Origin of the sequence: Prosthecobacter sp., assembly GCF_044373815.1 — a bacterium.
Classification (GTDB): domain Bacteria; phylum Verrucomicrobiota; class Verrucomicrobiia; order Verrucomicrobiales; family Verrucomicrobiaceae; genus Prosthecobacter.
This window is the reverse complement of record NZ_JBIPNG010000178.1, coordinates 1-11920: the sequence shown is the minus strand read 5'-3', so window position 1 is coordinate 11920 and position 11920 is coordinate 1. Positions and strand designations below refer to the sequence as shown.

Here is an 11920-nt window from a genome sequence, read left to right as displayed (position 1 = left end):
TGAGGTGCAACGCAATATTGGACCAGGGACGCTTAATTAGTTGAGGTTGATGTGCTGAGTTTCGAACTGGTTGGGTGTGAGGTAGCCGATGGCCGAGTGCTTGCGCTTGTTGTTGTAGTAGGCGTCGATGTAGTCGAAGAGTTCGAGCTTGGCATCGTTGGCGTCTTCAAAGCAGCCGCCCTGAAGCATCTCGCGCTTGAGGGTGCCCATGAAGGATTCAGTCCAGGCGTTGTCATACGGATTGGCGCGTGCCGACATGCTCTGGCGCATGCCTGCGCCGGCCAGCACGGCTCTGAAGGAGCAGCTGCCATACTGGCTGCCACGGTCGCTATGGAAGAGAGTGTGCTGGCTTCTGGCCTGCGGGCGAGCCTGCAAAGCCTGCTGCAGCGCGTTTACAACGAGATCCGAACGCATGTGCGTGTCCAGACTCCAGCCGATGATGCGGCGCGAGCCCAGGTCGATGACCACGGCGAGATACAGCCACCGTGACGTCGTTGGGATGAAAGTTATGTCCCCGGCCCAGGCCTCATTGGGCTTCGTGGGCATGGCCTGCTGGGCCAGCAGATTGGCAGAGGGACGGTCAGCCCTGCCATCGCTGGTTTTGGGCAGGTAGTTCTTCGGCTGGATGGCGCGCAGGCCGCTCTGGCGCATGAGGCGGCGCAGTCTGGCAGGAGCGCAGACAATGGCATGGTCCTTGAGTTCCTCGGCGATGCGTCGGTAGCCGTAGCGTCGGCGGTTGCGTTTGAAGATCTCCTCGATGAGCGCACCGAGGCGGCGATCCTCAAGCCGGGTGGGAACGTCCTTGGCAGCGTGGTAAAAACTGCTGCGCGGCAGCATCAGGACGTGGCAGATCTGACGGACGCTGGCCTGTGTCTGTGTGTGAAGCAGCTGGATCATCGCGCGAGTTTGCTCTGGGGTTGAGCATGCGTGCCGAGGATGACAGCGGCTTTTTTTAAAATGTCGTTCTCCAAAAGGAGCTGGGCGTTCTCCTTGCGCAGGCGGCGCAGCTCGGCGGCTTCGTCCAGCTCGCCTACGGCTCGCTGAACTACGCCGCCGAGCTGCGCGGGGACGTCTTGCACGCCCTGGCGCTGGGCCAGGGTCCAGCGGTAAAGGATGCTGGTGCCGATGCCCAGTTCCTCAGCCACTTCAGGCACCGGCCTGCCAAGGCCTACCAGTGTCAGGGCACGGTCTTTGAAATCATTGCTGTATCGTTGTCGCTTCACGGTCTTCATGGTGATTGTCCCTTATTCCCTGGTCCAGGATTTTAGCGCACCTCACATCGCCGCCGCGTGATCGGAAGATAGGCGAGACGCCCCAGTCCGCTGTCAGGCCAGAGGCCTAACCTCCTCGTTGAATGCGTGGCGCCATCTGCAAACACCGCAGCCCGCCACCCTGCAACCACCCTTCGTCATTCCTCAAGATCACACGCAACGTCTTCGGTGGCTTGTTGCCCATGTAAGCGTCCGCTTTGATAAGCGTGATCGAAAGACCACCCTCAGCATCGCGCAAAACCTTCTGCGGCTTGTCCGAATCAAACCAGCCGTCTTCAGTAAAGACAATGATGTGATCAGCCTCGCGCTGGCTTTTGCTCACCCGAGCCTCCGCAGTCGCAGGCTTGAGCACGAGGGTAATCGCATCGCCCTTCTCGCTGGCACTGGATGTCCAGGCATCACTGGTCTGTTCGGCACGCGCACGTTCAGCATCCAGCAGCTTGTGCCACTTCGCATTCACTTCAGCAGTCGCAGCCACTGGCAGCGTCAGGCTGAGCTCCATCGATCCCGGGTGGCAGGTTTTGCCGCAGCACATCCATGAGGCGAGACCGCTGAGCGTGATGGCTTCACCCACCTTCAAATTCGCTGGCGGCGTGATCTCCGCGCGCAGCATCACATCACGATCAAAGCCCTGCGCCTTGATCTGAAACATCAGCGTGCGCTCCGGCTCAGGGTAGATAAGCTCTCCCGCCTTCCAGCCACGCGGCAAATTCCACTTCATCTGCGTCGGCACACCGACGATGCCGGGAAAACGCCAGTAGGTATGAGAGCCACGATCATGCTCCAGCCAGAGGCCGACCGTGAAAGGCTGGCCAGGCACGATGGCGGTTTGCTCGGACACCAATTGAAGCTTCAGCCCCTGCTGGGCCAATGAAGAATGCGGAATGCCGAATGCCAGGAGCACAACCACGAGCAGCATCCAGAGCTGGCTCGGACCATTCGTCATTTTGCGTTCGTCATTCTTCATTTCTCAATAAGCAGCATGTCCGGGCGTCCGCGCAAAAGGAATGACGTCGCGGATGTTGGGAACTCCTGTGACAAACATGAGCAGGCGCTCAAAGCCGAGCCCATAACCAGCATGCGGCACAGTGCCGTAGCGGCGGAGATCAGCGTACCAGGAGTAATTTTCCGGCTCCAGCCCCTGCTTGGCCATCAAAGCCTCAAGCACGTCCAGGCGCTCCTCGCGCTGGCTGCCACCAACAATTTCGCCAATGCCCGGGACAAGCAAGTCCATGGCGGCTGCCGTTTTGCCATCGTCGTTCTGGCGCATGTAGAAGGGCTTGATCTCCTTCGGGTAGTTGAAGATCGTGACCGGGCCTTTGACGTGCTCTTCCGCGAGGTAGCGCTCGTGCTCCGTCTGAAGTCCTTCACCCCACACCACGGGATTTTCAAAGCTGCGTCCACTCTTGAGCAGGATCTCCACGGCATCCGTGTAGCTGATGCGCTCGAAGGGCTTGGCCAGGGTCTGCTTGAGGCGTTCTATGAGTCCTTTGTCGATGAACTTGTTGAAGAACTCCAGTTCATCCGGGCACTCGTCAAACATCGCCTGCACGAGGTAACGCACCTGCTCCTCCGCCAGCGTCATGTCGGCTGCGAGGTCGTAGAAGGCCATCTCCGGCTCGATCATCCAGAACTCCGCCGCGTGGCGCGTGGTGTTGCTGTTCTCAGCGCGGAACGTGGGACCAAAGGTGTAGATGTTCCCCAGCGCACAGGCAAAAGCCTCGCCCTGAAGCTGGCCGCTGACAGTGAGGTAGGTCGGACGCCCAAAGAAATCCTGCTCGGGCTTCGTCTGTGTGTTCGGCTTCAGCGTCGTCACCTGAAACATCTCCCCTGCCCCTTCGCAGTCGCTGCTGGTGATGATGGGCGTGTGCACGTAGAAGAAACCGCGTTCCTGAAAGAAACGATGCACGGCGTAGGCCATCTTGCTGCGCACGCGGAACACGCTGCCAAACAGATTCGTGCGCGGCCGCAGATGCGCAATGGTCCGCAGAAACTCCGGCGTATGCCCCTTCTTTTGCAGCGGATAAGTCGCATCCGCCTCGCCCAGCAGGCGCAGTTCCTTCGCCTGCATCTCCCACTTTTGCCCGGCTGCGGGGGAAGCAATCAGATCCCCCGTCACTTCCACAGAGGCACCCGTCAAAATACGCGGCAGCAGGTCCGCCGAAGGCAGCGCCGCATCCACCACCACCTGCAGCCCCTTGAAGCAGGAGCCGTCGGAGATCTCCAGGAAGGAGCAGGCTTTGGAGTCACGCTTCGTGCGCACCCAGCCACGGGCAATGATGCCGGGCCGTGCGGATTCGGAATGAATGAGGGAATTGATGGTGTCGAGGGACATGCGCGGAAAGCTAGCGCGTGAGCGCGATGGAGCAAGCCAAGAGCCAGCCACAGATAGGTCCTATTAGACCTATCCTCTCGGGCCACGCGAGCCCCCCCCTTACTTCCCGAAATACCCCTTCACCTTGACCTTGCGGCCATAGATCTTCTCGCCGCCGGCCACGTAGAGGATGTCGTGATCTTTGCCAGCAAACTCAACGCTGACGACTTTCCCATTCGCTTCCGGTTTGGCAATGATCCCTGCCAGACGCCCTGCCGTGTCGAAAATCTGCACACCCAGTTCGGTGGTGACAAAGGTGCGGCCGTTAGCCTCCGTCGTCGAGCCATCACCTGCGGCGGACTCTTTGCCAGTAGGCAGCCACATCGTCATGTAGGGCGCGCCGCCGGTCAGGGTGCCGTCGTCCTCGATACGCCATGCCCAGACATGCTTGCCACCGTATTCAGAAGCAAAAAGCGTGCGCTCATCCGTGGAAATCGTGATTCCATTCGGCTTCACCACATGCCCCTCATCCGCGATGATATGCTTCTTGTCCTTGGTGATGAGATGGATGCGCTGCGTGGGTGTCTCCGTGAAATACAGGTTCCCCGTTTTGCTGACGACGAGGTCGTTGCATTTCACATCCGTGAGCAGCACCTCCACCTCGCCCTTCATCGTGATGGCGATGATGCGCCCCTCTTTGTTGTGGCAGGCATAGAAGCGACCATCCGGGCCGATCTGCAGCCCGCTGATCCCAGGCAGATTGTCGAGAAACAAATCCACCTTCCCCGTGGCGGCATCCAGCTTGTAGATGCCCTTGCCGCCTTTCACATCGGTGAAGAACAGATTGCCTGCCGCGTCACAGCACAGCCCATCGGTGAAGACATACCCACCCGCGACTTCACGCCATGACTCACCTTCGATCAGGTAGTCATGCAGCGAGGTGTCCTGAGCAAACAGCGAGGAGGAAAGGAGGCAGAGGGAAAGGAGTGTGCGTTTCATGATGGCTCTGAATTCAGATGGGATGTTCAAAGTTCACACTTATTTCTTCCACAGCCAGCGCAGCGTGTCGGGCAGCATGGCACCACCGTGCTTGCCATTGTGCGTGCCTTCGCCAAGCACGAACTGAAAATCATAACCCGCAAACTTCAGCGAGGCGGCCATGTCCTGATTCGCCAGCGGCCAGTTGCCGAACTGGTTGTCGAGATCGTTCTTGCCGTCCTGCAGGAAAACCTTGAGCGGCTTTTTCTCCGCCTTGCGGATCAAGGCTGGATAAACATAGCCGCCACGAATGTTGGTGAAGGAACCAATGTGGCTGATCACCTTGCGGAAGGCATCGGGGCGCTCCCAGGCCACGGTAAAGGCGCAAATGCCGCCGCTGCTGTTGCCACAGATGCCACGGCCCTCTGGGTCGTCGGTCAGCTTGTAGGTCTTGGCCACTTCAGGCAGGATTTCTTCGATCAGGAAACGGGCGTGCAGATCACCCAGGGAATCGTACTCAAAGCTGCGGTTGCTGCGCGCCTTCTCCTTCGGGTTGGTCGCGGGAAACACGCCGGGATTGATGAAGATCGCGATCGTCACCGGCATCTCGCCTTTGGCGATGAGATTGTCGAACACCACCGGCACGCGGAACTGGCCGTCGTTCTTCACAAAGCCGCCGCCGTCGCAGAACACCATCACATTGGCAGGCGTCTCGGCCTTGTACTGCGCAGGCACATACACCCACCAGTCACGCGTCGTCCCCGGATAAATCTTCGAGTTCGTCCACGCCGGCATCTGCGTCACCCTCCCCTGCGGCACGCCTTCCTTGACCTGGGAATCAGGTCCGAGGACATACTGGTCATCCTGCGGAGCAGAATGGGCAAGCGAGACGACGAGCAACGAGGCAACGGCAAGAGGGAGAAACTTCATGGGACGAATCCGAACGACAGGACAAAGGGACATCTTGCAGCCATGCGCAGACATGGTGTCACGGAGAGTCCGCAGGCAGTCTTTTGGCGTGGGGGGATTGGAAAAACTTCGATCAATGCTGTTGACGCTAATTGAAATCTGCGGATTAAACCGAGAATAACCTCAATTCATTTTTTATGTTTAATGAGTCAGACCGTTTAGTTTCAACCCCGGCAGCGGCGCTTCAGTTCAAGCGGAAATCTTCCTCGCAGTGGGCAGTCACCGGGGGCATCCTCGTGTCTCTGCTGCTTTGCTCCTGCAAAGAGAAAGACGCCCTGCTAAAAGAAAAGAATGATCTGCAGATCGCAATCAATCAAGTCAAGGCGGAACTGGACACCTATCAGGTCAAAATAAACAATGTCACACCAAACCTTCCCGCTGCGGCAGCCACGCTTGAAGTCCAGCTGAAAGCCTCCGAAAAAGCCAACACAGAACTCACTCAGGCAGTCAGCGAGCTTAACAGCAAATCCACACGCCTGCAGGACGCGGTCAAAACATTACGCCCCAAAGTCGAGGCTTATAAGGCGAAGTATCTGCGCTGATCTCATTCTCACCCTCCCAGCTCATCATGACTTTTGTAAAAATCATCCTGTTCCTGGCTGCCGTCGGCGGCGCATTTTACGGCGCTGACTGCTACCACAAAATCGAAAAGACCAAAACAGAGTTGCTGCAGCTCAGAGCTGAGTTCCCCCAGACACAGGAATCCCTGGCTTACGGCAAGGATGAATGGATAAAATATGAAGCTCTCAAGATCAAAGCAGATCAGGCGGCCGCCACCACAGCCGTGCTCAAACAACAGAAGGAAAACGGGGAGAAAAACCTGAAAGTTGCCTTGGAGGAATTTACGATCCTGGCCGCTGCCATAAACGATGCCGCAAACAAAGTGCGAACCAATGCAGCCAGCCTGACTTTCCCTGAAATCAAGCTCACCGATGGCAGGATTTTAAAGGATGCCAAAGTTCGGAAGATCGAAGAGACCCAAGTGTCATTCATGCATTCGGCAGGCATGGGAAACGTACCGGCCTCGCAGCTGCCACCTTCACTGCAGGAGCAGTTTGACCTGGGCACCTCCAGCTTGACTGGCACCATCGACGTCACGGCAGCAGGTATGATGGCCAAAACGCAGCATTTGGAGGGCCTCAGCGTGGCATGCCCCATTCCGTTGGTCGTAAAGCCATACAAGCTTGAGCTCAAAGCGGTGCTTACGGCCAAAAGTTTCCAAGGCAAAGCCGCAGATGAAATGGAGGTGAGCGTGAACAAGATTCGCTATGCCAAGGGAACAACGCTCAACTTGGACGGCGCGGTCGCCGGCACCTTGAAATCGGTGTCCGCCCTTGAGGGCATTACCAATCCTCAGCAGCAGGTCAATGACACAAAGGTCTCCTCCTTTCCTGCCAAACGGGCTTCTTTCTCCGCCACTCGCTTAGGCAGTGAACTTCTCTCCGAAAGTTTGTTCATCCTCAACGGGGAGGAGATGTGGGTGGTCCAGGTGATCTTCTCGAGCAAATCCAAAGCGGGACGTGCCATCGCCGAAAACATTCTGTCATCGGTAAAAATCGAACCGGCTCCTTGATGAGCTCACTCATCGCATCTCCATGATGCAATGAGGCGAGGGTGATGTTGAGTCAACCAGGCAAAGACTCCAGCACAGGCTGCGAGCATGGGGCTCAGGGCCTACTTTTGCGGACATCCCGCAAGCAACCCGCGAGATTCCATCTTCGTGACACGTTCGTGTTTCTGAATGCGACTTTCGATTCTCCTCCAGCTCTCCGCCAGCCTCGCTGCCTCCGCCGCCGTCGATTTCTCCCACCAGATCGTCCCGATCCTGCGGGAGCACTGCGCCGAGTGTCATGCGGGTGACAAAAAAAAGGGCGGCTTCTCCTTCAATGATCGTAAATCCCTGCTGGAAGGCGGCGAAGACGGTGCCGTGGTGGTGAGCGGCAAAAGCGCGGAGAGCGCCATGATCAAGGCCATCCTCTCCACCGATCCCGATGAGCAGATGCCACCCAAGGGCAAGCGTGTGCCTGCCGAGCAGATCGCGCTGCTGAAACAATGGGTCGATGAAGGCCTCACGTGGGAGGAGGGCTTTGCCTTCAAGAAACCCGCATATGAGCCGCCGCTCAAACCCCGCATGCCGGTTCTGCCCGCTGTGGTAGAGGGACGCAGCAACCCCATCGACCGCATTCTTGATCAATACCTCGACCAAAAGAAACTCCCCCGCCCTGCGGCCATCGACGATGCCACCTTTGTGCGCCGGGCTTTTCTGGATCTCATCGGCCTGCTGCCTTCGCCCAAGGATCTGGAAGCTTTCAACCAAGACACCTCCGCCGACAAACGCGCCCGTCTGATCGCGTCCCTGCTCAAGCGTGACATGGACTACACCGAGCACTGGCTCACGTTTTGGAACGACCTCCTGCGCAATGATTACGGAGGCACCGGCTTCGTCACCGGCGGGCGCAAGCAGATCAGCAACTGGCTTTACCATGCGCTGATCACCAACATGCCTTTCGACCAGTTCGTACGCGAACTCATCGCGCCCCCGAATGATGAGAGCCGTGGATTCATCGACGGCATCAAATGGCGCGGCGATGTCAGCGCCGGGCAGACCGTGGAAATCCAGTTCGCCCAGAGCGTCTCGCAGAGCTTCCTCGGCATCAACATGAAGTGCGCATCATGCCATGACAGCTTCATCGACCGCTGGAAACTCAGCGAAGCCTACGGACTCGCCGCCATCTATTCCAGCCGCCCGCTGGAAATCAACCGCTGTGACAAACCCATCGGCCAGCAGGCCGTGGCGTCATGGTTGTTTCCAGAGATCGGCCAGATTGATCCGAAAGCGGCACAACCGGAGCGCTTGAAACAACTTGCCGCCCTGATGACGCATCCGCAGAACGGTCGCACCATACGCACCATCGTAAACCGCTTGTGGCAGCGCCTCATGGGACGCGGCATCGTCCATCCCGCAGATGCCATGCAGACGGAGCCATGGAACGCGGACCTGCTCGACTACCTGGCCGCGCATCTTGCCGAGCATGAGTATGATCTGAAGCAGACACTCGCCCTCATCACCACTTCGCAGGCATATCAATCTCACTCCCAGGTCATGACCAAAGGCATCGACGATCACGGCTACGTCTATGCCGGCCCACGCGCAAAACGCCTCACCGCCGAGCAGTTTGTCGATGCAATCTGGCAGATCACCGGGGCAGCACCCTCAAAGATGGATGCTGGAGTCCTGCGCGGCAAAGTCGATCCGGAACTCGCGAAACAGATCAAGATCCAAGGCCAGTGGATCTGGGGCCAAAGCGCCAAGTCCGGCAGCACCCCGCCCTCCGGCGAAACGATCACCCTGCGCAAAACGATCAAACTCGACACCGATCCCGCCAGTGCCAGTGCGGTGGTGACCTGCGACAACGGCTACACCTTGTTCGTGAACAACCGCAAGGTCAGCGCCGGAGATGACTGGACCAAGCTCGCCGCCGTGCCGCTGCAAACCGCACTGCGCAAAGGCGCGAACTCCATCCTCGTGATCGCCACCAACGCCGGCAAAGGCCCCAACCCCGCCGGATTTTTCTTCGATGCTCGCGTGCGCGATGCCGCAGGCAAGGAAACCAACATCAGCAGCGATTCCTCCTGGGAGTGGACGCCACAGGCTCCGCCCACCAAGGAAGGCCGCATCGCGGCCTTCGACCCCAAGAACTGGCAACCCATCACCGTCGTGGAAGCCCTCGGCGCATGGCAGCAGACCATCAATGCCCAGGCGACCTCATTGCTCGCCCAGGGAGCCGCCGCCTCAGATCGCATGATCCGCGCCTCGCTGATGAAATCGGATTTCCTCATGCGCACGCTGGGCCGTCCAAACCGCGACCAGATCGTCACCGCCCGCCCCAATGACCTCACCACACTGGAGGCCATCGACCTCGCAAACGGCAGCATCCTCTCCACCAGCATCACCAAAGGAGCGCAGCGTTTGTTGGCATCACACGTCCAATCACCAGCCTCTCTGATCACCGACCTCTACCACCAGGCCCTCTGCCGCGAGCCCTCCGCCAGCGAACTCGCCACGGCCCAAAGCCTGATCGGTGAAAAGCCCACGCAGCAGTCCCTCGAAGACCTGCTCTGGGCCGTCTGCATGCTCCCCGAGTTTCAGGTCGTAAGATAATATGCCGCCCATGATCCACGGCTTCGGCTCTTGATTTGAGTCGGAGGATGGGAATGATGCGCGTCTCTCCACCCAACCTATGAAGCCAGTCCCATTGCTCGCAGCCCTCCTCGCCACCGTTGTTTCACTCCAGGCAGTCACACCCGAGGGCAAACAGAAGCTCGTTTTCATCGCAGGCAAGCCATCGCATCCTCCGGGCATGCATGAATTCCGCGCAGGCACCATGCTGCTTGAGCAATGCCTCAAGAGCGTGCCCAATCTGGTCGTGGACCGCCACGAAATGGGCTGGGTCAGTGATGAAAAGACCTTCGAAGACGCGGACGCAGTGGTCATCTACTCCGACGGTGGCGGCAAGCACCCTGCCGTGGTGGACGGCCATCTCGAAACACTCCGCAAGCTGACCGCGAAAGGAGTCGGCTTCGGCTGCATGCACTACGGCGTCGAAGTCGTGGCAGGACAGGCCGGCAAAGAATTCCAGGAATGGCTCGGCGGACATTATGAAAACGCCTACTCCTGCAACCCCATCTGGGACGCAAACTACACGGCCCTGCCAAAACACCCCATCTCAAACGGAGTGCTGCCCTTCGCCACCAAAGACGAATGGTACATCCACATGCGCTTCCGTCCTGCCTTCGGCCACGGCGTGACTCCTGCACAAGATGGCGCAGCCAAGTTTGTCCCCATCCTCGTGGCGACTCCCAGTGACGCCACCCGTGACGGCCCCTACGTGGCCCCCAAAGGCCCCTACCCCCACATCCAGGCGGAAAAAGGCAGCCCCGAAACCATGATGTGGACCATTGAACGTGCAGACGGCGGACGCGGCTTCGGCTTCACCGGCGGTCATTTCCATGCCAACTGGGGCAACGACAACGTGCGCAAAGCCGTGCTCAATGCCCTGCTCTGGGTGACGAAGGTCGAAGTGCCTGAAAAAGGCGTCGAATCGGTCGTGAGCCCTGAAGCTCTCACCCAAAATCTGGATCCTAAATCCGCGCCCAAACCCAAGAGCGCCAGCAGCGAAACACCACGCGTTTTTCAGCGCGTGGCCACCCGCTGACTTAGAAGTGCTCCTTCTTGAACAGGATGCTCGCGAAAGACTCCAGGCGCTTGAGGATCGTTTTAAGCATCTGCTGATGCTGGTCGATCATGGCAAACTGTGCGGGCTCCGAGAGCTTCATGTTGTCACACTGTTCTTCGACACGTGAGACGGCGATTTTGAGTTCCTTGAGTTTCGTCCTCACTTCAGGAGTGATCCGGCTCTCCTTGATCGTGTTGCCCAGGATCTCAGCTTCGCGCGAGAGATACTCCACCGTCTTCGGCAGTGCGCTGCTGCCACCAACCAGCGCACCGCTGTTGGTGTCGACCTTCGGCTTGCCGGCCAGATGCGGCTTCAGCGGCACCACTGACTGCGGCTCCGCCGGCAGGCCGCCGTTGCGTCCATCAATGATCGTCGGGGTGATGAAGAGCATGAGGCTCTTGTGATTCTTGCTCCGGCTCTTGTAATCGAAGAGCCACTTGAGACCTGGGATCTTGCTCAGGAAAGGCACACCTGCCTCGGACTCCTTTTCAGTGGCCTCATCCAGTCCGCCCACCGCCACCGTGTATCCCGAATCAATCTCCACCGGCGCGCTGTACACGCGTGACGAAGCAATGGGATACGGATTGCCGGAAATGACCTGCGTACCGATGATGCTTGAAACGGTCACCGCCATGTTCAGCAGCACCTTGTCACCCTGCATGCGCTTGGGCAGGATGTTCAACACGGTGCCGATTGGCAGATAGGCGACCTTCGTGGTCGTGGTCGCCCCCACCGATCCTGAACTCGCCGTGGAGCTCGCGTCCAGCACCGGTTGGTTCACCACCGCACGGATGGCCACCTCACGGTTGCTCAGGGTCACCATTCGCGGGTAGGACGTGGTGTTGGTTTCCTGATCGCGCATCATCGCGCGCAGTTTCACGTTCACATCCTGCGCACTCAGAATGCTCGTGGCGGGAAAGCCGAGTGTACTGCCCACATTGTTCAAATTAACGCCTGTCAGCAAAGGAGCCAGATCAGTGCGGAAGCCGCCGGTTGTGGGCGTCTGTGTGTATTCGACATCCAGCGAGTTATCCTTGTAGACGACGCCATCCGTGCCCACATACTCGGTGACCTTGGGTGTGACCTTGCTCACCTGGCGGAATGTGCCCGTCTCCAAAGTGCCGGTCCAGTCGATGCCGAATTCACGCGAA

Annotated in this window: 11 protein-coding genes; 4 read left to right on the top strand and 7 right to left on the bottom strand. The window is 58.7% G+C overall.

Annotation, left to right across the window (positions count from 1 at the left end; genetic code table 11):
* Positions 1–36 precede the first annotated feature (36 nt).
* The 6 genes from ACIREA_RS15490 to ACIREA_RS15465 all read right to left on the bottom strand — a co-directional run bounded on the left by ACIREA_RS15490 (position 37) and on the right by ACIREA_RS15465 (position 5493).
* On the bottom strand, positions 37–897 hold the full coding sequence (locus ACIREA_RS15490; protein WP_397383193.1) for an IS3 family transposase: 861 nt from the start codon (positions 895–897) through the stop codon (positions 37–39).
* Positions 894–1223, bottom strand: a complete 330-nt coding sequence (locus ACIREA_RS15485; protein WP_397383192.1) for a transposase — start codon at positions 1221–1223, stop codon at positions 894–896. Before ACIREA_RS15485 ends, ACIREA_RS15490 begins: the two co-directional genes overlap by 4 nt.
* Before the next feature lie 115 nt (positions 1224–1338).
* Complete coding sequence (locus ACIREA_RS15480; protein ID WP_397383191.1) at positions 1339–2238, bottom strand: protein-disulfide reductase DsbD domain-containing protein; 900 nt, start codon at positions 2236–2238, stop codon at positions 1339–1341.
* 3 nt (positions 2239–2241) lie between these two features.
* On the bottom strand, positions 2242–3606 hold the full coding sequence (gene asnS / locus ACIREA_RS15475; RefSeq protein ID WP_397383190.1) for an asparagine--tRNA ligase: 1365 nt from the start codon (positions 3604–3606) through the stop codon (positions 2242–2244).
* A 99-nt stretch (positions 3607–3705) separates the two neighbouring features.
* Positions 3706–4584 (bottom strand): SMP-30/gluconolactonase/LRE family protein, encoded by an 879-nt coding sequence (locus ACIREA_RS15470; RefSeq protein ID WP_397383189.1) that lies wholly within the window; start codon positions 4582–4584, stop codon positions 3706–3708.
* A 39-nt stretch (positions 4585–4623) separates the two neighbouring features.
* On the bottom strand, positions 4624–5493 hold the full coding sequence (locus ACIREA_RS15465) for an alpha/beta hydrolase (protein ID WP_397383188.1): 870 nt from the start codon (positions 5491–5493) through the stop codon (positions 4624–4626).
* 275 nt (positions 5494–5768) lie between these two features.
* Here ACIREA_RS15465 and ACIREA_RS15460 point away from each other — a divergent pair, with 275 nt between their 5' ends.
* From ACIREA_RS15460 to ACIREA_RS15445, 4 genes are all read left to right on the top strand, one after another.
* Complete coding sequence (locus ACIREA_RS15460) at positions 5769–6074, top strand: hypothetical protein (RefSeq protein WP_397383187.1); 306 nt, start codon at positions 5769–5771, stop codon at positions 6072–6074.
* Positions 6075–6100: 26 nt separating this feature from the next.
* Positions 6101–7105, top strand: coding sequence for a hypothetical protein (locus ACIREA_RS15455; protein ID WP_397383186.1), 1005 nt, complete (start codon positions 6101–6103; stop codon positions 7103–7105).
* 168 nt (positions 7106–7273) lie between these two features.
* A complete protein-coding gene (locus ACIREA_RS15450; protein WP_397383185.1) occupies positions 7274–9694 on the top strand; it encodes a DUF1549 domain-containing protein in 2421 nt (806 codons plus the stop codon).
* Positions 9695–9773: 79 nt separating this feature from the next.
* Positions 9774–10748, top strand: a complete 975-nt coding sequence (locus ACIREA_RS15445) for a ThuA domain-containing protein (RefSeq protein ID WP_397383184.1) — start codon at positions 9774–9776, stop codon at positions 10746–10748.
* 1 nt (position 10749) lies between these two features.
* Here the strand turns inward: ACIREA_RS15445 and ACIREA_RS15440 are convergent.
* A partial coding sequence (locus ACIREA_RS15440) for a type II secretion system protein GspD (protein WP_397383183.1) occupies positions 10750–11920 on the bottom strand: 1171 nt, incomplete at its 5' end.